The organism is Micrococcus sp. 093350064-1 (assembly GCF_053627955.1).
Map to the genome: position 1 here is coordinate 51,420 of NZ_JBSEYU010000006.1, position 25,058 is coordinate 76,477.

Sequence of the window (25,058 nt, forward strand, 5' to 3'; positions counted from 1 at the left end):
CATACTGCCCGCATGGACCCCTCCCTGGTGTGGCTGCCGGCCGTCGTCGCGCTGGCCGCGATCACCGTGGGCGGCACGCTCCAGCGGGTGAGCGGAATGGGCGTCGGCATGATCGCCGCACCCACGCTGTCCCTGCTCCTGGGCCCGGTGGCGGGGGTGACGCTGTCCAACGTGGCCGCCTCGGTGTCCGCGGTGCTGCTGTTCGCGGTGCTCCACAGGCACGTGGACTGGCCGCGCTTCGTCCGCCTCGCACCCCTGCTCGTGGCCGGCTCGTTCGCGGGGGCGTGGGCGGTGCGGGTCCTGGACGCCCACGCCCTCGAGATCCTCCTGGGGTCCTCCGTGCTGGTGGCCGTGGCCGCCGTCCTGGGCCTGCAGCAGCGCTTCACCGCCCAGGGGAACGGGGCCGTGTTCGCCTCCGGCGCCGTCGCCGGGTTCATGAACACCACCGCGGGCATCGCCGGGCCGGCGCTCGCGGTCTACGCGGTGGCGAGCCGGTGGGACCAGCGCTCGTGGGCGGCCACCCTCCAGCCCGTGTTCCTGCTGGCCAATCTCACCTCGCTGGTCACCAAGTCGCTGTTCGGCGCGGCCGTGCCCGCGGGGCTGCACGTGCCGTGGCCGGTGTGGGTCGCCGTCGTGGCGGGCGGCCCGCTGGGTGTGCTGCTCGGTTCGGTGGTGGCCCGCCGGGTGGACCCCGAGAAGGCGCGCGTCCTCGCGATCTGCCTGGCCGGCGTCGGGGGCACGGTGGCGCTGGTGCGCGGTGTGGCCGGCACTCTGGGCTGAGGCGGGGCCGGCGCGCAGGCGTCAGGGCAGGAGGGAGCGCACGGCCGCGGCCAGCGTGTCCCGCACGTCGTCCACCGTCAGGTCCTCCGGGGCCAGGTGCCGCTCGACCGACAGCGTGTGCACGAGCATCAGGAGCATGGCCGCGGTGTGCGTGACCTGCTCGTCCGGGACGTCGGCCAGCACGCGGTGCTCACGCAGCAGGCCGGCCAGGAAGTCCCGCCGCCGGACGGTGAGCGTCCGGTAGGCTCTCCCCACGGCGGGCTCGCGCAGGCCCACGGCCTGGAACTCGTGGAGGAGCAGGGGCCAGGAGCCCGTGGTCTCGAGCACGACGTCGGCCAGGGCCTCCGCCACGCGGGCCACCAGGTCCTCGCGCGGCAGGTCGGGGTCGTCCAGGGCGTCGGCGACGCCGTCCATGGCTCGGGTGGTCGCCCGCTCGAACTGGACGGTGCAGGCGGCGGCGAAGAGGTCCGGCTTCCCCGCGAAGCCGGAATAGACGGCGCCCTTCGTGTAGCCGGCCTCCGCCGCGATGCGGGCGAGGGAGGAGCGCGCGTAGCCCTCCCGTCCGAACACCCGGGCCGCGTGGTCGAGGATGGCCGCGCGGACATCCTCGCGGCGGGGTCGGGTGGCCATGTTGCCCTCTCGATGCCGATGGTATTGAATACCGATGGTATTGAATCCGCCTCGACTCGGCAAAGAGGGCCTATGTCTTCCACTCCCACCGACGCCGATCACCATGGCCCCGGGCCCGCCCCCGTCCCGGCGCACCTCGACGACCTCCCGCCCGCCACCCTCGTGGCGCGCGGTCTGACCCTGCGCGGCGGTCGCGGGCCGGTGTTCGGCCCCCTCGACCTCGTGCTGCCCCCGCAGACCCACCTGGCCGTGCTCGGAACCCAGGGCTCGGGCCGCTCGGCCCTGCTGCTCGCCCTCACGGGGCGCCTGCAGGGCGTGCGGGGCGAGCTCGTGCTCACCGGCGGCCCCGTGGACGTCGCCCTGGACGGGCCGGAGCGGCCCGCCGCCCGCGCGTACCGGCCCCCGATCGACGCCGCGCGCCACCCGCACGCCCTCCGCGCCCGCACCGCCGTCGCCCACACCACCGACGTGGTGGAGCTCGAGCCGGCGCTGACCGCGGCCGAGGTCGTGGACGAGCGCTGCCTCGCCGACGGCGTGCGCCGCCGCGCCGGCCGCGCGCGCTTCGCCCTCCTCGCGGACGCGGTGAGGCTGAGCGTGGCGCCGGAGGCCGTCGTCGGGGAGCTGCCTGCACCCGAGCGCGCGCTGCTGGCCGCCGTCGTCGCCTGCCTGCGCCCGGCCCGCCTCGTCACCTTCGACGACGTGGACGCCACCCTGACCATCGATGAGCTGGTCGCGCTCCACGCGGCCCTGGACGTCCTCAAGGACCACGGCCACCCGTTCGCGGTGAGCGCCGTGGCCTCCGCGCCCGTGCCGCGCGACGCCGTCGTCCTCACCCTGCCCCCCGTCCGGGAGAACTGATGCTGTTCCGCTACGAGCTGCGACGCTTCCGCCGTGGCCTGCCCCTGCTCGCCCTGCTGTTCATCTTCCTCGTCCCCGCCATCTACGGCGCCCTGTACCTGTCCGCGAACTGGGACCCCTACGGGGCCATGGACCGGCTGCCGGTGGCGATCGTCAACGAGGACGAGCCCGTCCAGCGCGGCGACACCACGCTGCGCACCGGCGCGGACATGACCGAACGCCTCAAGGACGACCGCGCCTTCGACTGGCGCGAGACCACGCGCGAGGAGGCCGAGGAGGGACTGCGGGAGGGCCGGTACTACCTCGTCCTGGAGATCCCCGCCGAGCTCAGCCGTGACCTCGTCAGCCCCGAGGGCGGCGGGACACCGCAGCAGGCGCAGATCACCCTGCGCCGAGACGACGCCAACGGCTTCGTGATCGGCTCCGTCACGAACGCGAGCCAGGCCAAGGTCGAGGCCGCCGTGAACCGGTCCGCGATCGAGGCGTACTTCGAGTCCGTCTTCTCCAGCCTCGGCGAGCTGCGGTCGGGCATGGTGGACGCCGCCGACGGCGCCGCGCAGCTGGCCGACGGCACGGCCTCCGCGGAGGACGGCGCGAGCCAGCTGGAGGACGGGATCGTCCAGGCCCACGACGGCTCGGGCAAGCTGGCCGAGGGCGCGGGCCAGCTCGCCACGGGTGCGGGTGACCTCGCGGACGGCGCCGCCCAGGCCGACGACGGCGCCCAGCGACTCGCCGAGGGCGCCGCGTCCGCGCAGGACGGGGCCGGGCGCCTGGCCGACGGGCTCGACCAGGCGCGCGGGGGCTCCCAGGCCCTCGCCGACGGTGCCGGGCAGCTCGCCGAGAACGCCCCCGCCCTGCGTCAGGGCGCCACGGACCTCTCCGACGGGCTGGCCCAACTGCAGACCGGATCGGCCGAGCTCACCGACGGCGCCACGCAGGTGGCCGACGGCACCCAGCAGCTCTACGACACGGTGATCCCCGGCCTGGACCAGGTGATCGAGCGGCAGGACGCGGTGGCCGCCGACGTCGCCGCGGTGGACGAGGACGTCCAGCGGGTCGCCGAGGTGGCCGGCACGGCCGAGGACGGCGCGGGCGCCCGCATCGCCGACGCGCAGGCCGCCCTGGCCGAGCTCGCCGAAGAGGACCCGACACTCGCCGAGTCCGAGCAATACGCCGCGCTCCAGGAGGCGCTCACCGGCGCGGACGAGCGGGTGACCGCCGTCGCCGGCCGCGCCGAGGAGGCCGCCGCGACCTCCGCGGCCGCCAACGAGCGCGTCCAGGGCTTCGTCGAGGACGACGTCGCCGCCTCCGCCAAGGCGGATCTGACGGACCTCAACGACGGCGCCCACGCCGTGGCCGCGGGCGCCGAGAAGCTGCAGGGCGGCATCGGTGAGGCGAAGGACGGGGCCGACTCCCTCGCCGACGGCGCCGGGAGGTTCGCGGACGGCCTCGAGCAGCTGGGCTCCGGCGCGACCGAGCTCGACGGCGGCCTGGCCCAGCTCCAGGACGGCGCCGGAGAGCTGCAGTCCGGCCTCGGCGAGCTGACGGACGGGGCGACCACCCTCGCCGAGGGCAACGCCGCGCTCCACGACGGGGCGCTGACCCTGCAGGACGGTGCGGGCCAGCTGGAGTCCGGCGCCACCGAGCTCGACGACGGCCTGGCCCAGCTCCAGGACGGCGCCGGGGAGCTGCACACCGGCCTCGGCACCCTCGACGACGGCGCCCACGAGCTCGCCTCCGGGCTCTCCGACGGCGTCGACCGCGTCCCCGCCCTGACCGAGGACGAGCGGGACGAGGCCGCCCTGGTGATGTCCCGGCCCGTGGAGGCCGTGATGCAGGTGGACAACTCCGCGGAGGTCTACGGCCGCGGCATGGCGCCGATGTTCTTCTCGATCGCGCTGTGGGTGTTCGGCATCGCCGCGTTCAACATCATGCGGCCCATCAGCGGGCGGCTGCTGGCCGGGCGCCGCAACCCGGTGGCGATCGCGCTGGCCGCGTGGCTGCCCGTGGGCATCGTGGCCGTGGGCGGCGGCCTGCTCATGCTCGCCGCGACGCTGCCGCTGGGCCTGGCCCCCGTGCACCCGGTGCGGGCCGTGGCCCTGACGGTGCTCGTGGCCGTGGTGTTCTCCCTCATCGCGCACCTGGTGCAGACGGCGCTCGGCACCCCCGGTTCGGCGCTGCTGCTGGTCCTGCTGATCCTGCAGCTGGCCTCCACCGGCGGCACCTACCCGGCCGAGGTGCTGCCCGGCTTCTTCCAGGCGCTGCACCCGTTCATGCCGATGAGCTACTCCATCGAGGCGTTCCGCAACGCGATCTCCGGCGGTCTGGACCAGCGCTTCTGGGTGCCGGTGGTCGTGCTGATGGGCATCGGGGCGGCGGCGCTCGCCCTGGACGTGCTCGTGGTGCGGCGCCGGCGTCGGTTCCGCATGAAGGACCTGCACCCCGCGCTGCAGGCCTGAGCGGGGATGACCTCCGCACCCCGCGCCGCCGTCGTCCGTCCGGCCCGCCCCGAGGACGCGCCCGCGATCGCCGCGATCGCCGCGGCCACCTTCCCGGACGCCTCCCCGTCCTCGCTGCCGCGTGCCGCGGTGGAGGCGCACATCGCGTTGCACCTGAGCGAGGCCGCCGTGGCCGCGTGGATCGCGGACCCGGAGCGGATCGTGCTCGTGGGCGCCGCGGCCGACGCCCCGGAGACCCTGCTCGGCTACGCCATGTACGAGACCGCCGCGACCCCCGAGGCACCCGTCACGGAGCGGCTCGGCGACGTGCCGGCCGGCCACCTCTCGAAGCTGTACGTGCTCGCCGAGGGGCGCGGCACCGGGCTGGCCGAGGCCCTCGTGCACGACGGCGTCGAGCGGCTGAGGCGGCTGGGGTTCCGGCACGTGTGGCTCGGCACGAACGCGCAGAACACACGGGCCAACCGGTTCTACGAGCGCCTTGGCTTCGCGACGATCGGGGCGCGGCAGTTCGTGGTCGGCGGGGAGCGCGTCGAGGACGACTGGGTGCGGCTGCTGACGGTGGAGTGAGCCCACCGCCCCTCAGCAGGCCTCCGGGCCGTCGGGGTCGTCGTCGGGATCGATCCACGCCGACGGGTGGTAGTGCACCGCGGCCAGCCCGTCGTCGTCGGCCAGGTGGGTCTGCGCCTCGGGCACGGAGTCCGTGTTCTGCCCGGCTACCGCCTCCCACGCCCCGGCCTCGGTGCGGCGCACCACGAGCAGCAGGACGCCGGTGCGCTCGCCGGCCTCGTCGCCGTCGGGCGCGGTCTGCCCCGTCATGGTCCACGGCGCGTGCACCACCGCCACGTCCCCGAGCTCGCGCACGCGCACCTGCCCGAGCACGAGCCGGGAGGCCGGGAACATCCAGCGGAAGCCGAGCGCGTGGTTCACCCGGATCTGCCGCCGCCGCGTCCACCACACGCCCACCACGTTCACGAAGTCCGCGTCCTCGGCGAACAGCTCGGCGAGCGCGTCGGCGTCGGCGGCGTTCCAGGCGGCCGCGAAGGCCTCGGCCACCGCGGCGGGGCCGGCCGGTCGGGCCGCGACGTCGGCGGTGGGGTCCGCGGGGGACATGGCTGCTCCTGGATCGGGAAGGACGGGTTCAGCGGGCGGGCCCGTAGGCCAGCATCAGCACGACGGCGGCGAACAGCACCGCCATCACGGCCAGGACCGTGAGCACGGCGCGCAGGGCCGCACGCGTGCGCGGGTCGACCGGGGGCGGTGCATCCGGACGTCGGGTCACGCTCGCCAGTGTGGCATGCGGCACGGCACGAGGGGCGCGTGCGTCGGCGCGCGTCGAAGGTGCCTCCCAGCCGGGGCTCAGTCGACGCTGACGCTGCGGATGTGGTTGCTGAACACGAAGCGGTCGAACACGGTCCGCGCCGAGCTCGGGTCGTCCGCGTGACCACTCTGGGCCGTCTACGGCGGATCGAGCCCCGCCGCCGGCCGGCCTCCCATGCCCGGCCGGTTCCCACCTCCGCCCGCCCGCCCGGCAGGGGTGGTCTCGGGCCGGGCGGCCTTGGGATGATGGGTGCCCCCGGAGAAAGGTGCCCGATGCCCCCGCCCGTGCCGCAGCCGACCCGCCGACAGTTGCTCCTGGCCGGTTCCGCCCTGCTCGGATCGGGACTGCTGGCCGCTTGCGGGCAGGACGGGGAGGACGCGGCGTCGTCGTCCGTGCCGACCTCGTCCGCGCCCACCTCCGCCGCCCCCGCTGGTCCGCCGCCCGCCGGCGAACCGGTGGCCTGGTCGGACGTGGCCCGGGTTCCGCACCTGTTCTTCCACTCCCTCGTGGTGGACCCGGCCCGCGCCTTCGACGGCGACGACAAGGCCGGCGGCTACCTGGACTTCATGGTCACGGTGGACGAGTTCGACGCCGTCATCCGGCAGGTCTACGAGCGCGGCTACGTGCTGGTCTCCCCGCACGAGCTGTACGAGGTGGGCGAGGACGACGTCGTCCGCCCGAAGACCCTCATGGTCCCCGAGGGCCGGACCCCGCTGATCCTCTCCCTGGACGACTGCTCGTACTACCTCTACATGGACGGCGACGGCTTCGCGGACCGCCTGATCGTGGCCGAGGACGGCCGCGTCCGCAACGAGTACACGGACGCCGAGGGCACCACGCACATCGGGGCGTTCGACGTCGTCCCGCGCCTGGACGACTTCCTCGCCGAGCACCCGGACTTCAGCCTCAACGGCGCCCGCGGCGTGCTCGCCATGACCGGCTACGACGGCGTGTTCGGCTACCGCACCTCGGCCCGCGAGTTCGGGGACAGCCCCACGTTCGACGCCGACGTCGCGGCCGCCACCGAGGTCGCCGACGCGCTCAAGGACAGCGGCTGGGAGTTTGCCTCCCACACGTGGGGCCACCGGACGGTGCCGAAGCTGACCATGGAGGAGCTCGAGTTCGACATGGGGCACTGGCACGAGGAGGTCGAGCCGATCCTCGGCCCCACGGACATGCTCATCTACCCGTTCGGCGCGGACGTCACCGGCCCCGGCACGTACACGGAGGACAACGAGCGGTACCGCTACTTCCGCGAGCTCGGCTACCGCTCCTTCTTCCTCGTGGACGGCACCTCCAAGGCGTGGGGCCAGCTCGAGCCCGGCTACTACCGCGGCTCGCGCATCAACGTGGACGGCATCAGCCTCGCCGCGGCCGTCTCGGGCGAGCGGCCCGTGCTGGAGGAGTTCTTCGACCCCCGGTCCGTCCTGGACCCGGCCCGCCCCGAGTCCATCCGCGGCCCGAAGAAGCCGAGCCCGGCGCCGTCGTCGCCCGCCGCGGCCCCGAGAACCCCGCGACCCTGAGGAGAGCACCATGTCCATCCCCGCCACCGAGGTCGAGGCCCGCTGGAACGCGGCCGCCGAGCCGTTCACCGCCGTCGTCCGGGAGGTGCGGGACTGGGACGCCGCCACCCCGTGTGAGGGCTGGAACGCGCTGGACCTGCTGGACCACGTGATCGCCGGCCAGCGCGACTTCGCCGCCCGCCAGGGCCGGGAGGTGCCCCTCTTCGACGGGTCCCGCCAGCAGCTGGCCACCCAGTGGGCCAAGCACGCCGCCGCCATGTCCGCCCTCGCCGGTGACGAGGAGTTCATCATGCGGCCCATGAAGACCGCGCTCGGGGAGATGCCCGTGGGCGAGGCGTTGATCCGCTTCCACGCGTTCGACGTGATCGTGCACCGTTGGGACCTGGCCCGCTCGCAGGGCGTGGACGCGCGGTTCACGGACGCGGAGATCGACTGCGTGGAGGAGTCGCTGGAACTGTTCGGCGACGCCGCCTACACGCCCGGCATCCTGGGCGAGCCCGTCCCCGTGGCCGACGACGCCGACCGGCAGACCCGCCTGCTCGGTCGCCTGGGCCGTCGGGGCTGAGACCAGGGCAGGACCCGTCCCCGCACCCCAGGAGGCACCGTGAGCGAGTCCACCGGTTTCAGCGCCGCGGAGCAGGCCGCGATCGCCGAGCGCGCGCAGGAGCTGCGCGCCCAGCGCGGCGGCAGGAAGAAGGCCGACGCCCTGCAGGACCTGCTGGTGAAGATCGAGGAGATGCCCGAGCCGGACCGCGCCATGGCGGTGGGGGTGCACCGGATCGTCACGGAGGCGGCCCCGGAGCTCGAACCCCGCACCTGGTACGGCATGCCCGCCTACGCGCGCGGCACGGACGTGCTCGTGTTTCTACAGGTCAGCAGCAAGTTCGGCGTGCGGTACACAACCCTCGGCTGACGTCCGGCGCAGAGTGGTCACGACACGCCGCGTCGCGCACGCGGAGACGGCGTGTCCTGACCACTCCGCGGGCTTTCCGGCCCCTCCGAGCCCGCCGGCTCCTCCGCGGACCGGGCCGCCCGTCGCCAGTGGCGCACCGCCCACAGGGTCAGACCGCCCACGGTGAGCCAGCCCACCCCGAGCAGCACGCCGTTCACGACGCCCGGGCGCACCGCGAACGCCCCCATCGCCACGAGGGAGAGCTGTCCGGGGATCACGCCGACCGCGGTGGAGCCGGCGAAGATCCCCAGCGGCACGGCGAGCGCGCCCGCCCCGTAGTTCACGGGCCAGTACGGCAGCCCCGGGGCGACGCGCAGGGTCAGCAGGGCGAGGAACCCGGTGTCCTCGAGCCGCCGCTCCACGGTCTCGGCGTGGCGGCCGAGCCAGCGCAGGGCCACCTCGCGCCCGACCGCGCGCGCGATGCCGTACGCCCCGAGCGAGCCCAGCAGGGCTCCGACGACGGACAGCACCGTCCCCTCGATCGCGCCGAAGAGCACACCGGCGGTGACCGCCATGATCGTCACGGGGATGGGGGTGAGCGCCACGGCCGCGTACAGCACGGTGAACGCCAGCCAGCTCCACCAGCCGAAGCCGTCCAGTTGGGCGCGCAGCTCGTCCACACCGGGCAGGCGCACGGTGAGTGCGAGCCACACGAACGCCGCCACCACGAGGACGAGGGCGGCGGTGCGCAGGATCGACACCCCGCGGTGCCCGGTGCGGGCGGGCAGGGTGGAGGCGGCGCCGGAGTCGCGCGGCGGCACGGCGGTGGAGGGCATCGACTCAGGCTACCGGGAGTCGCCCCGCCCCGTTCCGTCAGCATGTCCTCCCCGGTCTGCGGCCACGCCCCGCGCTGCTTCGGTGGATCACACGCGTGTGACTCATCCACACCTGTGGACAACTCTGTGGAGAACCCTGTGCACGCGGCCCGCCGGGTGTGGACGGAGGGGCTCAGACGGTGGACGCGCCGGGCGCGTCGTCACCCGGCCGCGCCTCGCCCGGATCCGTGCCGTCCGGCCCCGCCGCCGGCTCGTCCTCGAAGGCGGGACCGCCGTCGTCCTCCCAGGCCGCGGCGGCGTCGTCGTCCCTGTCGGTCTCCTGCACCTGGTCGTGCAGGCGCTCCATGCGGGTGTCCAGGTCCGCGGCCACGCGGGCGGCGGCCACGAGCTCGGTCGCGATGTCCGGGGGCACGCCGCCGTCGAACTTGTAGTTGATCTTGTGCTCGAGCGTGGCCCAGAAGTCCATGGCGCTCGTGCGGAACTGCATCTCCACGGTCACCGGGATCGTGCCGGTGGACAGGTGGATCGGCACCTGCACGAGGCAGTGCAGACTCCGGTAGCCGGAGGGCTTGGGCCGGGAGATGTAGTCCTCCACCTCGAGCACCCGGATGTCCGGCTGCTGCGTGAACTGGCGGAACACGCGGTACACGTCCCGGGCGAAGCTGACGATCACGCGCGCCCCGGCGATGTCCGTGACGTTGGTGCGCAGCGCGTCTAGGTCCAGGGACAGCCCGCGGGCGGAGGCCTTGCGCAGGATCGACTCCGGCGACTTCACCCGCGTGACGATGTGCTCGATGGGGTTGTAGTCGTGCAGGTGTGTGAACTCGTCCCGCAGCACCTCGAGCCGCGCCTCCACCTGGAGCAGGGCCGAGCGGTACTCGAGGTCGAAGCGCTCGACGTCTCGGCGCAGCCGCTCCAGCGCCCCTGACGCCGCGGGGGTGAGCTGCGTCAACTCGGACACGGGGGTGCCGCGCAGCGCCTCGACGTCCGCCGAGGGCGCGTCCGGGGAAGGGTCCTGCTCCATGGCCTCAGAGCCTACGGCGGGATCCTGCGAGACGGCAGGCCGTCCACAGGCCCGACGGCGGCCCGTCAGTCCTCGGCGGGGATCAGCACGCGCTCGAAGGCGGCGCGCTCCTCGTCGGAGACGGCCACGGGCCGCCCGGCCGCCGGGTCCACCTGCACGAACACGGCGTCGCACAGCACGCAGCGCCGCCCGTCCTGCCACAGCTCGTGGCGCAGCGTGAAGGACGTCCGGCCGATCCGCAGGATCCACACCCGCGCCGTCACCTCGGGCCCGGCGTAGACCACGGGCGCCTCGTACTGGACCTCCATGGACCGCACGACGCGCTGGACGTCCGGGGACGCCGTCGTCGTGGCCCACGCGGCCAGGGCGCGCACGCGCGCCTCCTCGGCGAGGGTGAGCAGGCGGGCGTTGTTGACGTGGCCGTAGCGGTCTTCGTCGGACCAGCGCAGCTGCAGCCCGACCTCGAACGGGGTCGGCGTGCCGGCGTCGGCGGGGGTCTCGGGGGTGGTCGGCTGAGTCACGGGGTGAACACCTTTCCTGGGTTGAGGATGCCGTGCGGGTCGAACACGGCCTTGATGCGCTGCTGGAGGTCGTGCTGGGCGTCGCCGAGCTCGTCCCGCAGGAACGCGCGCTTGAGCAGGCCCACGCCGTGTTCGCCGGTGAGCGTGCCGCCGAGTTCCAGGCCGGCGCGGAACAGCTCGCGGGCGGCCTCCCACACGTCCGCCGGGATCGACGCGGCGTCCTCGGCCGCGCCGCCCACCTGCGCCGCCGCGCCGAACAGCAGGATCGGGTGCAGGTTGCCGTCCCCGGCGTGGGCCGTGGTGGGGATGGCGACGCCGGTGCGTGCCTCGATCTCACGGATCCGCGCGAACATCTCGGCCAGGCGGCTGCGCGGGACGGCCACGTCCTCCACGAGCGGGGTGCCGAGGCGCTCGAGCGCGGGGAACGCGGTGCGGCGCAGGGCCATGAGGGCCTCCCCCTCGGCGGGGTCCACGGTCACGGTGACGTCCCCGCCGTGGGTACGCATGAGGGCGGCCATGGCCTCCCCGTCCGCCTCGGCGCCGGCGCCGTCGGCCTGCACCAGCAGGAACGCGCCGGACTCGGGCAGGGCGGCCCCGCGCTCGGGCCCCGCGTGCGCGCGCACCGCGGCGAGCGTCGCCTCGTCCATCAGCTCCATCAGGGCGGGCACGTGACCGGCCCCGGTGATCGCCTCGGCCGCGGCGGCGCCCGCGACGACGTCCGGGAAGAACCCGCCGAGCGTCACGGGCACGCCGCGCACGGCCGGCCGCAGCGCCAGCGTCGCGCCCACGATCACGCCGAGCGTGCCCTCCGAGCCGATCATCAGCGCGACCAGGTCGTAGCCGGTCACCCCCTTGACGGTGCGGTGGCCCAGCCGCAGCAGGGTGCCGTCTGCGAGCACCACGTCCAGGCCCAGCACCGCCTCGCGCGTGACGCCGTACTTGGCGCACAGCAGCCCGCCGGCGTTCATCGCGATGTTGCCGCCCACCGTGGAGATGTCCTTCGACGCGGGATCCGGGGCCCACCACAGCCCGTGCTCGGCGAGCGCGGCGTTCAGCGCCCCGTTGAGGATCCCCGGCTCGACGACGGCCACGCGGTCCGCGGGGGAGACCTCCAGGATCCGGTCCATCGCGGTCATGTCCAGGACGATCTCGCCCGCCCCCGCGACGGCGCCGCCGGCCAACCCCGTGCCCGCTCCGCGGGTGACCAGCGGGGTGCGGGTCCCGTGCGCGATCCGGCACGCGGCCTGCACGTCCTCCACCGTCCGCGCGCGGACCACGGCCCGCGGCGCGGCGGGGGAGCGATGCCCCGAGCGGTCCGCCCGGGCGGCCTCGAGTGCGGCGGCGGAGACGTCCACGCGGCCGGGCAGCTCCGCCTGCAGGCGGGCGACGACGTCGGCGGGCGGGGCGTCCGCGGCAGGCGGGGCGGCGGGGGTCGGGTCGAGGGGTGCGGAGGAGTCCATGTCCACCAGTGTCGCCGATCACACGGGGTGGGGCGTGCGTCGGCCGGTCCGATGACGCGCCCGGCCCCGTCCCTAGACTGGCGGCCATGACCTCCCCGGACCCCGCGCCCCCGCGCCCCCGCGTCCACGTGCTCACCCTGCGCCCGGATGGAGCCCGTGAGGACACCGCCCGCCGCGTGGGCGCCGTCCTCGCCGAGGCCTTCGCCACGGACCCGTACACGCTCGGGCTCGTGCCCGAGGACCGGCGCGGGCCCCGCCTCGAGCGCAAGTTCACCGCCGCCGTGCGCCAGGGGCTGCGCGCGGGGGCCGACGGCGCCCCGCTGGGCGCCGTGGACGTCGCCGTGGACGCGGCCGACGGCACGCTGCTCGGCGCCGCCGTGTGGACCTCCCCCGCCGCCCCCCGCGGGGTCGACGTGCCGGGCCTGCTGGCGGGGCTGCCCACCGCCGTCGCCGTCCACGGCCGCCACACCCTCGCCCTGAAGCGGATCCAGGCCGCCTGCGAGCGGGCCCGCCCGGCAGGCCGGCACTGGTACCTTGAGGAGGTCGGCACCGTCCCGTCCGCCCGCGGGCGCGGGGCGGCGAGTGCGCTGGTGCGCCACGGCCAGCGCCGCGCGTCGGGTCTGCCCGTGCACCTCGAGGCGTCCGTGCCCGCCACCGTCCCGTTCTATGAGCGGCTCGGCTTCCGTGCGACCGGCCACGTGCCCGTGCCCGGGGGCGAGCCCCTGACCTGCCTGCGCTGGGAGGCCTGAGATGAGACACCCGATCCCCGACTACCTGGCGAGCCTGGTCACCGAGCTCGGCGCCGTGAACCCGGGCGAGACGGCCCAGTACATCCCCGTGCTCGCGGAGGCGGACCCGGACCGCTTCGGCATCGCGCTGGCCACCCCCACCGGGCGGCTGCACTTCGCGGGCGACGCGGACGTGGAGTTCACCATCCAGTCCGCGTCCAAGCCGTTCACGTACGCGGCCGCGCTCGTGGACCGGGGCTTCGCCGCCGTGGACCGGCAGGTGGGGTTGAACCCCTCGGGCGAGGCCTTTAACGAGCTCTCCCTCGAGGCGGAGTCGCACCGCCCGGACAACGCCATGATCAACGCCGGCGCGCTCGCGGTGCACCAGCTGCTCGTGGGACCGGAGGCGAGCCGGAAGGAGCGGCTGGACCGGGCCGTGGAGATCATGTCCCTGCTCGCCGGGCGTCGGCTCTCGGTGGACTGGGAGACGTACGAGTCCGAGATGGCGGTCTCGGACCGCAACCTCTCCCTGGCGCACATGCTCCGCAGCTACGGGGTGCTGCAGGACTCCGCCGAGGAGATCGTGGCCGGGTATGTGGCGCAGTGCGCCGTGCTCGTCACCGCCAAGGACCTCGCTGTGATGGGCGCGTGTCTGGCGACCGGCGGCATCCACCCGATGACGGGAGAGCGGATGCTGCCGTACATCGTGGCGCGGCGCGTGGTGTCCGTGATGACCTCCTCCGGCATGTACGACGCCGCCGGGCAGTGGCTCGCCGACGTCGGGATCCCGGCCAAGTCCGGGGTGGCCGGCGGTGTGCTCGGCGCGCTGCCGGGTCGCGTGGGGATCGGCGTGTTCTCGCCGCGCCTGGACGAGGTGGGCAACTCGGCGCGCGGCGTGCTGGCGTGCCGCCGCCTCTCCGAGGACTTCCGGCTGCATCTCATGGACGGGGACAGCCTGGGCGGCACCGCCGTGCGCTTCGTGGAACGCGAGGGTGACCGCGTGTTCGTGCATCTGCAGGGCGTGATCCGGTTCGGCGGTGCGGAGGCGGTGCTGGACGCGCTCACGGACCTGGACACCGGTGCGGAGAAGCCCGGCACCGGGTGGGACGCCGCCGTCTACCCGCGGTGGCAGGAGGCCGCGGCGGACAGCGCGGCGCTCTCGGCCGCGACCGGCGGCGGGGCGGTGCACGAGGCCGCCGCCGTGGCCGCCCGAGATGAGAACGACGGGCCCATCCGCACCGTGGTGCTCAACCTCACGCGGGTGGACCGGATCGACGACGTCGGCCGACGGCTGATCGCCGAGGGCGTGCGCCGGCTGCAGGCCGACGGCGTGCGGGTGGAGGTCGAGGATCCGGAGCGCATCCTGCCGCTGGAGGAGGCCGGCGCCCACTGAGGCGGCGGGGCGGGCAGGAGGGGGGGCGCGGCGGTGTTCTCCGTCTCGCCCCCTTTCGTTCAACTGCTGTTCATGTGAGAATGGGCGGTCTCATCCCTTGACCCCGCCGTTCGAGGACGACCCCCCATGCCCCTTTCCACCCTCCGCGTCAGCCTGCCCTCCGTCCGCCGCACCCGCCCCGCCCCGCAGGGGGTCCGTGAGCGGATCGCGCACGCCGTCGTGTCCCGGCTGCAGACGCGTCCCGTGCCGCCGGTGGACCGTCGGAGCCGCCTGGCGTGGCAGGTCTCGGGGGCACTGCCGCTGATCGGGTGCCTGACCTCGTTCCCCATCGGGATGTCCAAGGACTCCATGGTGATCCCGGGCGTCGGCTATCAGGGCGGGTTCCCCGCGGGCTGGTCCCACGCCCTCAACCAGCCGGCGTACTTCACGTGGCTGTCCAACGCGCTGGTCGCGGGCACGTCGCTGACGCTGGCCGCGCGTCGTGAGGCGCCCACGTCGGACGCGTTCTGGGCCGTGCGCACCGCCGGCCTCGGCTCGGTGCTGGTCACGGGGATCGTCTACAACGCGGTGCTGCGCGGCCGCGAACAGGACACCTTCCTCTACCGGTTCAACGACGCGCTGCAGCACATCGTCAACCCCGTGCTCGCCCCGGCGGTGTGGGCGCTGTGCGACCCCCGCGGGCAGATCACGCCGCGGCGCGCCGGGCTGGCCTCGGTCATCCCGCTGATGTGGGCGGCGGCGACCATGGCGCGCGGGCCCCGCATCGACTGGTACCCGTACCCGTTCCTCGACGTGCCGCGGCTCGGCCGACGCAGCGTGGGCGTCGTGCTCGCCGGGATCCTGGCCGCCTTCACCGGGCTCATGGGTGTGCTCGGCACCGTGGACCGCCGCCTCGGCCTGGCCTGAGGGGCGGTCCCCGGCGCTGGCGGCGCGTCAGTCGCCGCGGACGGCCTCGGCCACGGGCACGTCGCCGTCCACGAAGTCGATCTTCCGGCCCACCGTGCCCGGCTCGCTGAGCACGGCCACGATCGCCCGGGCGACGTTGCCGCGGCTGGCCCCACGCTGCGGGGCATCGGAGTCGGAGAGGTCCGGGTCCACGGTGATGCGGCCGGACGGCTCCTCGTCGGTCAGGGCGCCGGGACCGAGGATGGTCCAGGCCAGCCCGGAGTCCCGCAGCGCCTCGTCCGCCTCGGCCTTGGCCTGCGCGTAGGTGTAGAAGGGGTCGTCCTCGGGCACGTCGTGGTGCAGGGACGCGCCGAGGTAGGACACCATCACGTAGCGCCGCACGCCCGCGGCCTCGGCGGCGCGCATGCTGGCGACGGCGGCGTCGTGGTCCACGGCCCGGGTGCGCTGGGCGTCCCCGCCGCCCGCGCCCGCGGAGAACACGACGTTGTCCGCGTCGCGCAGCGCGTGGAGCAGCTCCTCCTGGTCCGCCTTCTCGATGTCCAGGACGAGCGGTTCGGCGCCGGCGGCGCGGACGTCCTCGGCGTGATCGGGGTTGCGGATGATCGAGACGACGTCGTGGCCGGCCTCCGCCAGCAGAGGTGCGGCGAGCAGGGCCACCTTGCCGTGGCCGCCGATGATCACGGTGCGGGTCATGGGGATCTCTCCTTCGGTTCGATCGGGTGCTGAACTCCCACAGTAGGGAGAGCCCGACGCCGGTGCGAGGGCGGAGCGGCGCTCCACCACCCCACTCCTCAGCTCTCCGCCTGGCCCTCCCGCCAGTAGCCCATGAAGGAGACGTGCTTCTTCGGCACGCCGCCGGGGCCCACGCTGAGCCGGCGCAGGGCGCGCACCATCGCGGACTCCCCGGCGAGGAACACGTAGGCCTCGGGCCGTTCGTCGGCCTCGAGGGCGGCGACGGTCCACTCGCGCTCGACGGAGGCCGCGGGCGGCGCGACCGGCCCGCCGGCGTCGTCGGGGTCCACGCCCAGCAGGGCGGCGAGGCGGGCGTGCGCCCAGGACCCCGACGGCGCCCCCGGCGCCCGGCGGCCCACGTGCAGGCGCACGCGGCCCCGGTCCGTCAGCTCCGTCACGGCCCGCCAGTCCCACGGCTCGGGGACGGCCAGGCGCTCGGCGATGAGGTCGGCGGCCTGCCCGTCGTGGGGCAGCTCGAGCACGAGGTCCGCCTCGCCGTCGAACCCGCCGAAGGGGTCCGCGAGCTCCTCCGCCACGGACACCAGGGCGGGGACGGCGGTCTCGTCGCCCACGGCCAGCACTCGGTGCGCCCCCGTCTGCCGCCAGCCGGACCACGCCGGCGCCTCCGCCGAGGGCACCAGCACGTTCACCGCGTCCCCCGCCTGGACGGCGCGCGCCCAGCGCAGGCCCGGCCCCTGATGCGGGTCGGCGGGGTCGTCCGGGTCGCCGTGCAGCACCACGTCCACGGTCAGCGAGGGCACCTGCCGCCCGTCGAGCCGCACGAGCCCGGCCGAGCGCACCGTATATGTGCGCATCCAACCGCGCTCCTCCTCGGGGATGGCCAGGAACCCGGCGCGGAACCCGGCGGACAGGTCCGGGTCCGCCGACGTCCCGCCCGGCGGGGGGATCAGCAGCTTCACATAGGCGTCCCGGCGCGGCCGCGCGCCCCGGTACAGGGCGTGCAGGTCGGCGACGCCGGGCGGCAGCAGTCCCAGCAGGTCCCCGCTGGCGGCCTCCAGGTCCGGCCCTGCCAGCACGATCCGCCGGAACCCGCGGCACGGCTGCTCCACGGACACCACGCGCGTGTGCGCCACGATCATGCCGTCGGCGCTCATCGGCGGTCCCCGTTCCCGCGCGGCAGCACCACGGGGTGGCCCAGCAGCGGGTCGGCCACCACGTCCGCGTCCAGGCCGAACACCTCGGCCAGCACCTCCGGCACGATCACCTCGCCCGGCGTGCCCTGCGCCACCACCCGGCCCGCGGCCATCGCCACGATGTGGTCCGCGCTGCGCGCCGCCAGGTTCAGCTCGTGCAGCACCGCGACGACGGTCGCCCGGCCCCCGCCGCGCGGGTCCGGGAGGGCGCGCACCAGGTCGAGCACCTCCACCTGATGGCTGAGGTCGAGGTAGCTCGTGGGCTCGTCGAGGAGCACCACCGGGGTCTGCTGGGCGAGCACGAGGGCGAGCCACGCCCGCTGCCGCTGCCCGCCGGAGAGCGTGCCGGCCTCGCGCTCGGCGAGCTCCACGAGGTCGGTGCGCTCGAGCGCCGAGGCGATCGCGGCGTCGTCGCCGGCGGCCCGGCCGCCCAGGAGCCCGCGGTGCGGGTGACGGCCGCGCGCCACGAGCTGCGCCACCGTCATGCCCTCGGGCGCCACGGGATGCTGGGGCAGCAGCGCCACGGTGCGGGCGTAGTCGCGTGCGGACACGCGGGCGGCGTCCCGACCGAGCACCTCGATGCTCCCGGCCCGCGGGGCGAGCTGGCGGGTCAGGCCGCGCAGCAGCGTGGACTTGCCGCAGCCGTTGGCGCCGATGATCGCGGTGACGCGCCCGGCGGGCACGTCCAGGTCGAGGTCCGCGACGATCGGCGGTGCCGAGACCGGGCCGTAGCCGAGCGTCAGGCCGCGCAGGCGGATCGCGACGTCGTCGGCGGCCCCGGCGCGCGGTGCGGCGGGGGACGGGACGGTGAGCGGGGGAGCGGTCATGCGGAGCGCACGCCTCCTGGGGTCCGGCCCTGGCGCAGCAGCAGCCAGAGCATGAGCGGGGCGCCGGCGGCGCCGGTGAGCACACCGGTGGGCAGGGCGGCGCCGGTGAGCAGGGGGACGGCCTCGCCGGCCACGAGGTCCGCGAGCAGCACGAGCGCGGCGCCCGTGAGCGCCGCCGCCGGCAGGGAGGGCAGGCCACGGGTGAGCCCGCGCGCCACCGGGGTGGCCAGCAGCGCCACGAACGCCAGCGGTCCCACGACGGCGGTCGCCACGGCGGCCAGCACCGCGCCGAGCCCCAGCGCCGCGGCCGAGGTGGGGCGCGCTCGGGCGCCGAGGGCGTGTGCGAGGTCCGGGCCGACGTCGGCGGGGGCCAGCTGCGTGTGGAGCGCCCCCGCCAGCGGCAGTGCGGCCGCGAGCACGCCCGCGAGCAGCGCAATGCGGCCCCACGTGACGCCGTTGAGCGAGCCGGCGATCCAGACGGTGGCCGACTGCAGGTCGTGCTGGGCCAGCGAGAGCATGGCCCCGGCCACCACGGCCTGGCCCGCCGCCGCCACCGCGATGCCGGCCACCACGAACCGTTCGCCCCCCACCGAGCGGGCCGTGGCGAACACGGCGGCCACCGCCACGAGGCCGCCGATCAGTGCCGTGGCGGCGCGCGTCAGGTCCGATGCGCCGCCGGTCTGCCCGGCGGTCGCCAGCATCCCCAGCACGACCGCCGCCGCGGCGCCCTGGGTGACGCCCAGGATGTCCGGCGAGGCCAGGGGGTTGCGCAGCGTGCGCCGGTAGAGCGCGCCGGCCGCGCCCAGGGCGGCGCCGGTGAGCACCGCGGCCACGGCGCGGGGCAGCTTCTCCTCCAGCACGATGAAGCTCGCTCCCGGGATCGTCTCCCCGGCCAGGATCTGCACGAGGTCCGGGACGGTCACCTGGTATGTGCCCCACACCACGCGCAGCAGGGCGAGGACCAGCACGGCCACGGCGAGGCCCGTGCAGGCCCCTCCGAGGCGGCGCCGGTCGGAGCGGCGCAGGCGGGCGACGACGTCGTCCGGGGCGGTGCGCTGGACGCTCATGCGGCCACCCCCGGGCGGCGCAGCAGCGCCAGCAGCACGGGCACGCCGAGCAGGACGGTGGTCACCCCGAGGTGGATCTCCCCGGGCGCCACGACGAGCCGCCCGGCGAGGTCCGCGAGGATCACGAGGACGGCGCCCCACAGGGCGCAGCCGACCATCAGGGCCCGCGTGCTCGGCGGCCGCAGACGGCGCAGCGCGTGGGGCACGAGCAGCCCCACGAACCCGACCGGCCCGGCCAGCGCCACCGCCGCGGCCGTGAGCAGCACGACCGCGCCCAGCAGCACCGCGCGCACCCGCTCCGGGCGCCCGCCCAGGCCGTGCGCGAGGTCGTCGCCGAGGGCGAGGGCGTCGAGCCCGGGGGCCACGGCGACGGCGGCGAGCAGCCCGACGGCGATCACGGGCGCCAGGGCGAGCGCCTCGCCGAGGTCGGCGCGGGCCACCGTGCCCACGGCCCAGAACCGCAGTCGGTCCTGGACCGTGGGGGAGAGCACGAGCAGCGCCGTGGTGCCGGCGGTGGCGCCGGCGGTGATCGCGGCGCCGGCCAGCACGAGCGCCATGGGGGAGGGGGCGCCGGGCGTCCGGCCCCTCCGCGTGGCGGCCGCCGCCACCGCGTAGCCGAGCGCCGCCGCGACCAGCGTCCCGACGGCGGCCAGCGCCAGCACCCCGAACGTGGAGCCGGCGACGCCGAGCGCCATGCCCGCCGCCACGGCCAGCCCCGCGCCGGCGGAGAGCCCGAGCAGCCCCGGGTCACCGAGCGGGTTGCGGGTGGCCCCCTGCAGGGCCGCGCCGGCCACGGCCAGCGCCGCCCCCACCAGCGCCCCCGTCACCACGCGGGGCACGCGGGAGGCCACGGCCGCCGCCTCGATGCCCTCCGGCACGGGGTGCCCGGTGAGGACCGCGCCCAGGGTGTCGAGCGCCGTCGTCGCCGGCACGGTGCGCGCGCCGAGGGCGACGCCGGCCACGAGCGCCGCCAGCAGCAGCGCCGCGGGCAGGGCGCCCATCAGCACGCCCGCGCGGACGCGGGCCGGGGAGGCCAGGGCCGTGGACGGCATGGGGAGGGATCAGCCCTGCGCGGTCTTCGCGGCCTCGGCGATCGGCGGGACGACCTTCTCGAGCGCGAACGGGATGGACAGCGGGGAGATCGCGGAGACGGAGAGGACCTCCTGCTCGTCCGTCTGCAGGACGAGGGCGCCGGCCTTCACGGCCGGGATCGAGCCCAGCAGGGGGTCGGACTCGATGGCCTCGCGGACCGAGTCCTGGGCGGCCCAGGAGACGAACACGTCCGACTCCAGCTCGTCCGCGCGCTCGGGCGACCACGTGAAGAAGAACGCCTGGTCCTCCGGGGAGTTCTCCGTCACCACCGGCGCCTGCTCCATGCCGAGCAGCTCGAGGAACTTCGGGCGGTTGTCCACGTCCGTGTAGATGCTGATCTGGTCCGCGGCGGCGGGGTCGATGGTGCCGTAGACGAAGGACGCGCCCTGGAGGCCCGCGTGCTTCTCGCCGGCGTCCTTGATCTGCTGCTCGAGGTCCGCGATGAGCTCCTCCGCCTCCTGCTCCTTGCCGAGCACGCGGCCGATGACCTCCGTGGACTGCTGCCACGAGGTGCCGTAGGCGGGGACGTCCTTCGGGTAGGCCACGGTGGGGGCGATCTTCGAGAGGCGGTCGTAGTCCTCCTGCGTGATGCCGGAGTAGACGGCGAGGATGACGTCCGGCTTCACGGCGGCGATCGCCTCGGCGTCGATGCCGGAGGCCTCGGACCACTGCACGGGCTTCTGGGCGCCCTCGGTCTCGGCGAGCTTCGCGTCGAACCAGTCGGTGGACTTCTCCGCGTTCCCGCCGAACTCCACGGCGGCCATGCCCACCGGCACCACCCCGAGGGCGAGGGCCACGTCCTGGTTCACCCAGGACACGGTGGCCACGCGGGCCGGGCGCTGCGGGATCTCGGTGGTGCCGTAGACGTGCTCGATGCTGCGCGGGAACGCGGCGTCCCCGCCCGCGGCGTCTGACGACGACGCACCGGCCGACGAGGACGAGGCCGAGCCTCCGGCCGGGCCGGTGGAGCACGCGGCGAGCAGGAGGGTGAGCCCGACTCCCCCGCTGGCGAGGAGGGAGCGGCGGGACAGGGGGGACGGTGCCATGGTGGTGGCCTTTCACGGTCGCGACGCGCGGGCGCCGGGCGGAGGGGGTCGGGTCTGCGGTCGGAGGATGCGTCGGCCCTGCCGGGCCGGTATTAGCAAACACCGACGTGAGGTAACTCTGGAAGATTAGGGCAACCTAACTCCCCTGTGCAATCCCGGTGAGGGGCGTCGTCGGGGGAGGTGGGCGGGATACGGTGGCCTGGTGAGCCAGAACCCCCTCCCCGCCCCGCGCGGCGACGCGCAGCGCGGCGCCGCCGACCACCACGACCGGGTCTCCGCGATGTTCGACGCCATCGCCGGCCGCTACGACCTGATGAACGCCGTCATGACATGGGGTCAGGAGCCGCGCCTGGTGCGCCGCACGGTGGCGCGGGCCAACATCCCCGCGCAGGCCCGCGTGCTCGACCTGGCCACCGGCACCGGGGACCTCGCGTTCGAGGTGCTCAAGCAGCACCCCGACGCGCAGGTGGTGGGCGCCGACATCGCCGCCGAGATGATGGAGGTCGGCCGTGCCCGCGCGGGCGGGGACCGCATCGAGTGGGTCGTCGCGGACGCCACGGACCTGCCGTTCGAGGCCGGCTCGTTCGACGCCGTGACCCACGGCTACCTGCTGCGCAACGTCGCGGACATCCCGGCGACCCTCGCCGAGCAGTTCCGTGTGCTGCGCCCGGGCGGCTGGGTCGCGGCCCTCGAGACGTCGCCGGCGCCGGACAACGTGCTCAAGCCCTTCTCCTCCTTCTACATCCACCGGGTGATGCCACAGCTGGCGAAGCTGATCGCCGACCGGCCGGAGGCCTACGCGTACCTGTCCTCCTCGACGAAGGCGTTCCACACGCCGGACGAGGTCGCGGACCTCTTCGCCGAGGCCGGCTTCGTGAACATCGGGCACGAGACCCACATGTTCGGCACCCTGGCCACGCACTGGGCCATGAAGCCGGTCGACTGACGCGGGCCACGCGGCGCGGCGTCAGCACAGGGCGGCCCCGGTGGCGCCGCCGGATGCGTCAGGGCTGTGACGAGTCACGCTGATGTCCGCAATCCGAGAAGACTCTGGGCCGACCCGGCTGATCCGCGTAGCATGGGGCTCCGTCGAGGGGGGATCCGCGCACCCCCCGGCCTCCGGTCGCCGCCCGTCCGCCATCCCCCGGAACGGCGTCGCCCCTCCGTCGCGAGGCGCTCGTCCCCCGCAGCCCGCGACGTCCGCGTGGGCACCGTGAACCGTCTCTTGAACGTAGAGGAACCTTGTGAGCCCCATCCAGAGCACCACCGGCCCGTCATCCATGGCGGAGCTGAAGAAGGTCCTGCCCGAGCTCTCGCACCCGGACGGCGCGCCGGTGCGGGTGCTCGTCGTGGACGACGAGCCGATGATCGCCGACCTGCTCTCCATGGGCTTCACCCTCTGCGGCTGGGAGGTGATCGTGGCCCACGACGGCGCGACCGCCGCCGAGCTGGGCACCGCCGGCCGTCCGGACCTGGCGATCCTGGACGTCATGCTGCCGGACATGGACGGCCTGGACGTCCTGGAGCGCCTGCGCGCCCACTGGTCGGAGATGCCCGCCATGTTCCTCACCGCCAAGGACGCGACGGAGGACCGCGTGGCGGGCCTGGCCGCCGGCGGCGACGACTACGTGACCAAGCCCTTCTCCATGGAGGAGGTGCTGATCCGCGCCCACCGGCTCGTGCAGCGCTCCGGCGTGGTCTCGGGCGGCTCCGAGGTGCTCGTGGTCGGCGACCTGGTGATGAACACCCGCACCCACGAGGTGACCCGCGGCGGCGACGAGATCGAACTGACCGCCACGCAGTACAACCTGCTGAAGTTCCTCATGGCCAACGTCCGCACGGTGCTCTCCAAGGAGCGCATCCTGCAGGACGTCTGGGGCTACGACTTCGGCGGCCGCGCGAACATCGTCGAGCTGTACATCTCCTACCTGCGGAAGAAGATCGACGCGGACCGGGATCCGATGATCCACACCATCCGCGGCGCCGGGTATGTCATCCGGCCTGCCTGAGACCGCCGCGGTCCCGTCGGGGCACGGCAGCACCCGCCGCACGCAACCCACGTCGCTGGCCCGACGCATCGGCGCCGGCGTCCTTCTGATCCTGGTGGCCACCATCCTGGCCTACTCGTTCTTCGCGGCCGGCATCACGAAGGCCCTGCTGGCCGAATCCGCCTCCCGGGACGCCTCCGAAGCGTGGATCCGCGCCTCGGAGCAGCTGACGGCCCCCTCGCCGGGCGGAGGGGGCGACGCCCGCCCCGGGGAGGGGTACCTGCGCGCGCCGGGCACCCTCGGCCAGCCCGAGGGCACGGTGGTCGCGCTCGTCCCGCTCTCCGGTCTGGAGGCGCATCAGCAGGACGCCCTCACCGGGCACCGGGTCGGTGACACCGGGGAGTCCGTGCCGCTCACGGCGCAGGAGGCCCACGACCTCCTCCACGCCGTCCGGGTCAGGCCGGGCGGGCCGATGCTGGACGCCGTCGTCGGCGACGTCTCCTATCGCGTCCAGGCCCAGACCCTGACCGCGCCGGGCCCCTGGGTGGCCGCGGACCAGGTACTCGTGGTGGGGGCGCCGACGGGCGCCATGTCCGACGTCGCACGGCAGGCGCTGCTCGCGGTCGCCGTCGGACTGTCCGTCACCGTCCTCACCACCGCGATCCTGGTGACCCTGTGGCTGCGTCGGGGACTGGCCCCGCTGCGCGAGGTCGCCGCCGTCGCCGAGCGGGTCGCCCAGGTGGACATGGCCCGCGCCGGGCTCGATCCGGAGGACTCACGCATGCCGCCTCGGCTCCTGCAAGGGCCGGACGAGGTGGCTGTCGTCGCCCAGGCGCTCGAACGGTTCACCGGCTCGGTCGAGGCGGCCCTGGAGCAGCGACGCGTGCAGGAGCAGCAGATGCGCCGGTTCATGGCGGACGCCTCCCACGAGCTGCGCACGCCGCTCGCCTCGGTGCGCGGCTACGCCGAGATGATCGCGATGACGGAGGAGCTCTCCGCGACCGGCCGGCGGTCGCTCGGCCGGGTGCTGTTCCAGGCCGACCGGATGGCGGCCCTCGTGGACGACATGCTCCTGCTCGAACGGCTCGAGTCCGTCTCGCGCGGCCGGGCCATGGGTCTGGAGCCCTCCGAGGAGGTGGCGCTGGCCGAACAGGTGGACCTGTCCGAGGTGGTCCTCGAGGGCGTGATGGACGCCCGCGCTGCGTGGCCGGACCACACGTGGGTGGTGGACCTGCCCGAGGGGGCGGAGCCGGGCACCCAGCGGTCCGTCACCGGCGACCGGTCGCAGCTGGCCCGCGTGGTCGGCAACCTGCTCTCCAACGCGGCCAAGCACACCCCCGTCGGGACCACCGTCACGGCCTCCGTGCGGGAGGACCGGCCCCGGCCCGGCCTCATGCTCGTCAGCGTCCACGACGACGGCGGCGGCATCCCGGCCGACCGACACGCCACCCTCTTCCACCGCTTCGTCCGCGGCCCCGGGAAGGGCCGGTCGAGCGCCCCGGGCACGGAGCCGTCCACAGGTCTGGGGCTGGCCATCGTGCGCTCGATCGCGCGCAGCCACGGCGGGGACGTGACCGTGGCGTCCGAGGACGGGTGGACGCGTTTCGACGTCGTCGTGCCCTGCACCCCGGGGCGCGCCGGGCCGGGGGCTGCGGGCTCCTGCTGCGGCTCCGCCCGGGCCGGCCGGCCCTGACCCCGGGACGGCAACCGTTGACGTACCCCCACCCCCCTGTATGTACGGTGCCTGTGTATGACCGAAAGGGTCGTCCGGGACTTCCGGCCGATCCACCCCGACGCCGGTCGGCGAAGGCCGCCGGTGAGAGG

26 protein-coding genes are annotated in these 25,058 nt (G+C 75.0%); 13 read left to right on the plus strand and 13 right to left on the minus strand.

The window, feature by feature from the left end:
- The first annotated feature begins 12 nt into the window (after positions 1-12).
- Positions 13-780 (plus strand): sulfite exporter TauE/SafE family protein, encoded by a 768-nt coding sequence (locus ACUW6W_RS08105; RefSeq protein WP_036382325.1) that lies wholly within the window; start codon positions 13-15, stop codon positions 778-780.
- Between the two features lie 21 nt (positions 781-801).
- Here the strand turns inward: ACUW6W_RS08105 and ACUW6W_RS08110 are convergent, their stop codons facing one another.
- Positions 802-1,410 carry a TetR/AcrR family transcriptional regulator gene (locus ACUW6W_RS08110; protein ID WP_020624715.1) on the minus strand — a complete coding sequence of 203 codons (609 nt, stop codon included), beginning with the start codon at positions 1,408-1,410 and terminating at the stop codon, positions 802-804.
- A 72-nt stretch (positions 1,411-1,482) separates the two neighbouring features.
- Here ACUW6W_RS08110 and ACUW6W_RS08115 point away from each other — a divergent pair, with 72 nt between their 5' ends.
- From ACUW6W_RS08115 to ACUW6W_RS08125, 3 genes are read left to right on the plus strand one after another with little or no spacing between them, the layout of a single operon-like run.
- Positions 1,483-2,268 carry an ATP-binding cassette domain-containing protein gene (locus ACUW6W_RS08115; protein ID WP_069941208.1) on the plus strand — a complete coding sequence of 262 codons (786 nt, stop codon included), beginning with the start codon at positions 1,483-1,485 and terminating at the stop codon, positions 2,266-2,268.
- Positions 2,268-4,727 carry a YhgE/Pip family protein gene (locus tag ACUW6W_RS08120; protein ID WP_454180107.1) on the plus strand — a complete coding sequence of 820 codons (2,460 nt, stop codon included), beginning with the start codon at positions 2,268-2,270 and terminating at the stop codon, positions 4,725-4,727. The genes ACUW6W_RS08115 and ACUW6W_RS08120 overlap by 1 nt, the downstream gene beginning before the upstream one ends.
- 6 nt (positions 4,728-4,733) lie before the next feature.
- On the plus strand, positions 4,734-5,294 hold the full coding sequence (locus ACUW6W_RS08125; RefSeq protein ID WP_073117326.1) for a GNAT family N-acetyltransferase: 561 nt from the start codon (positions 4,734-4,736) through the stop codon (positions 5,292-5,294).
- A 12-nt stretch (positions 5,295-5,306) separates the two neighbouring features.
- Here the strand turns inward: ACUW6W_RS08125 and ACUW6W_RS08130 are convergent, their stop codons facing one another.
- Together ACUW6W_RS08130 and ACUW6W_RS08135 are read right to left on the minus strand one after the other, a co-directional pair.
- Positions 5,307-5,837, minus strand: a complete 531-nt coding sequence (locus tag ACUW6W_RS08130) for an SgcJ/EcaC family oxidoreductase (RefSeq protein WP_069941206.1) — start codon at positions 5,835-5,837, stop codon at positions 5,307-5,309.
- Between the two features lie 28 nt (positions 5,838-5,865).
- A complete protein-coding gene (locus ACUW6W_RS08135; RefSeq protein WP_168168005.1) occupies positions 5,866-6,006 on the minus strand; it encodes a hypothetical protein in 141 nt (46 codons plus the stop codon).
- A 311-nt stretch (positions 6,007-6,317) separates the two neighbouring features.
- Between ACUW6W_RS08135 and ACUW6W_RS08140 the strand changes: the two genes are divergently transcribed.
- From ACUW6W_RS08140 to ACUW6W_RS08150, 3 genes are read left to right on the plus strand one after another with little or no spacing between them, the layout of a single operon-like run.
- Positions 6,318-7,568 (plus strand): polysaccharide deacetylase family protein, encoded by a 1,251-nt coding sequence (locus ACUW6W_RS08140; protein WP_170720977.1) that lies wholly within the window; start codon positions 6,318-6,320, stop codon positions 7,566-7,568.
- 10 nt (positions 7,569-7,578) lie between these two features.
- Positions 7,579-8,133: a TIGR03086 family metal-binding protein gene (locus tag ACUW6W_RS08145; RefSeq protein ID WP_049146990.1), complete on the plus strand. Its 555-nt coding sequence runs from the start codon at positions 7,579-7,581 to the stop codon at positions 8,131-8,133.
- A gap of 39 nt (positions 8,134-8,172) precedes the next feature.
- Positions 8,173-8,481: a hypothetical protein gene (locus ACUW6W_RS08150; RefSeq protein WP_049147058.1), complete on the plus strand. Its 309-nt coding sequence runs from the start codon at positions 8,173-8,175 to the stop codon at positions 8,479-8,481.
- Between the two features lie 17 nt (positions 8,482-8,498).
- On the opposite strand, the gene ACUW6W_RS08155 is transcribed toward ACUW6W_RS08150, so the two are convergent.
- From ACUW6W_RS08155 to ACUW6W_RS08170, 4 genes are all read right to left on the minus strand, one after another.
- Positions 8,499-9,296 carry a TVP38/TMEM64 family protein gene (locus ACUW6W_RS08155; RefSeq protein ID WP_049146992.1) on the minus strand — a complete coding sequence of 266 codons (798 nt, stop codon included), beginning with the start codon at positions 9,294-9,296 and terminating at the stop codon, positions 8,499-8,501.
- A gap of 172 nt (positions 9,297-9,468) precedes the next feature.
- On the minus strand, positions 9,469-10,320 hold the full coding sequence (locus ACUW6W_RS08160; RefSeq protein ID WP_060974352.1) for a GTP pyrophosphokinase: 852 nt from the start codon (positions 10,318-10,320) through the stop codon (positions 9,469-9,471).
- A gap of 65 nt (positions 10,321-10,385) precedes the next feature.
- The gene (locus ACUW6W_RS08165) at positions 10,386-10,841 is read right to left on the minus strand and encodes an acyl-CoA thioesterase (RefSeq protein WP_060974353.1); all 456 of its coding nucleotides are present in this window, start codon (positions 10,839-10,841) and stop codon (positions 10,386-10,388) included.
- A complete protein-coding gene (locus ACUW6W_RS08170; RefSeq protein WP_454180108.1) occupies positions 10,838-12,301 on the minus strand; it encodes an FAD-binding oxidoreductase in 1,464 nt (487 codons plus the stop codon). The genes ACUW6W_RS08165 and ACUW6W_RS08170 overlap by 4 nt, the downstream gene beginning before the upstream one ends.
- Positions 12,302-12,387: 86 nt before the next feature.
- Here ACUW6W_RS08170 and ACUW6W_RS08175 point away from each other — a divergent pair, with 86 nt between their 5' ends.
- The 3 genes from ACUW6W_RS08175 (at position 12,388) to ACUW6W_RS08185 (ending at position 15,328) form a co-directional block, all read left to right on the plus strand.
- Positions 12,388-13,050 carry a GNAT family N-acetyltransferase gene (locus tag ACUW6W_RS08175; protein ID WP_101965887.1) on the plus strand — a complete coding sequence of 221 codons (663 nt, stop codon included), beginning with the start codon at positions 12,388-12,390 and terminating at the stop codon, positions 13,048-13,050.
- Between the two features lies 1 nt (position 13,051).
- Complete coding sequence (glsA, locus tag ACUW6W_RS08180) at positions 13,052-14,422, plus strand: glutaminase A (protein WP_041104101.1); 1,371 nt, start codon at positions 13,052-13,054, stop codon at positions 14,420-14,422.
- Between the two features lie 126 nt (positions 14,423-14,548).
- Positions 14,549-15,328, plus strand: coding sequence for a Pr6Pr family membrane protein (locus ACUW6W_RS08185; RefSeq protein WP_041104099.1), 780 nt, complete (start codon positions 14,549-14,551; stop codon positions 15,326-15,328).
- 27 nt (positions 15,329-15,355) lie between these two features.
- On the opposite strand, the gene ACUW6W_RS08190 is transcribed toward ACUW6W_RS08185, so the two are convergent.
- From ACUW6W_RS08190 to ACUW6W_RS08215, 6 genes are all read right to left on the minus strand, one after another.
- Positions 15,356-16,021, minus strand: a complete 666-nt coding sequence (locus ACUW6W_RS08190) for an SDR family oxidoreductase (RefSeq protein WP_041104097.1) — start codon at positions 16,019-16,021, stop codon at positions 15,356-15,358.
- Positions 16,022-16,119: 98 nt separating this feature from the next.
- Positions 16,120-17,175: a siderophore-interacting protein gene (locus ACUW6W_RS08195; RefSeq protein WP_041104096.1), complete on the minus strand. Its 1,056-nt coding sequence runs from the start codon at positions 17,173-17,175 to the stop codon at positions 16,120-16,122.
- Positions 17,172-18,041 carry an ABC transporter ATP-binding protein gene (locus ACUW6W_RS08200; RefSeq protein WP_135101275.1) on the minus strand — a complete coding sequence of 290 codons (870 nt, stop codon included), beginning with the start codon at positions 18,039-18,041 and terminating at the stop codon, positions 17,172-17,174. The genes ACUW6W_RS08195 and ACUW6W_RS08200 overlap by 4 nt, the downstream gene beginning before the upstream one ends.
- Positions 18,038-19,108, minus strand: coding sequence for an iron chelate uptake ABC transporter family permease subunit (locus tag ACUW6W_RS08205; RefSeq protein ID WP_454180109.1), 1,071 nt, complete (start codon positions 19,106-19,108; stop codon positions 18,038-18,040). The genes ACUW6W_RS08200 and ACUW6W_RS08205 overlap by 4 nt, the downstream gene beginning before the upstream one ends.
- Positions 19,105-20,160, minus strand: a complete 1,056-nt coding sequence (locus ACUW6W_RS08210; protein WP_113914254.1) for a FecCD family ABC transporter permease — start codon at positions 20,158-20,160, stop codon at positions 19,105-19,107. The genes ACUW6W_RS08205 and ACUW6W_RS08210 overlap by 4 nt, the downstream gene beginning before the upstream one ends.
- 9 nt (positions 20,161-20,169) lie before the next feature.
- Entirely contained in the window at positions 20,170-21,246 is a 1,077-nt protein-coding gene (locus ACUW6W_RS08215; RefSeq protein WP_102708653.1) for an iron-siderophore ABC transporter substrate-binding protein, read from the minus strand.
- Positions 21,247-21,448: 202 nt separating this feature from the next.
- Between ACUW6W_RS08215 and ACUW6W_RS08220 the strand changes: the two genes are divergently transcribed.
- From ACUW6W_RS08220 to ACUW6W_RS08230, 3 genes are all read left to right on the plus strand, one after another.
- Positions 21,449-22,192 (plus strand): ubiquinone/menaquinone biosynthesis methyltransferase, encoded by a 744-nt coding sequence (locus ACUW6W_RS08220; protein ID WP_036314489.1) that lies wholly within the window; start codon positions 21,449-21,451, stop codon positions 22,190-22,192.
- 334 nt (positions 22,193-22,526) lie between these two features.
- Positions 22,527-23,255: a response regulator transcription factor gene (locus ACUW6W_RS08225; protein WP_060974070.1), complete on the plus strand. Its 729-nt coding sequence runs from the start codon at positions 22,527-22,529 to the stop codon at positions 23,253-23,255.
- A 94-nt stretch (positions 23,256-23,349) separates the two neighbouring features.
- Entirely contained in the window at positions 23,350-24,927 is a 1,578-nt protein-coding gene (locus tag ACUW6W_RS08230; protein WP_454180110.1) for a sensor histidine kinase, read from the plus strand.
- The last annotated feature ends 131 nt before the right edge of the window (positions 24,928-25,058 follow it).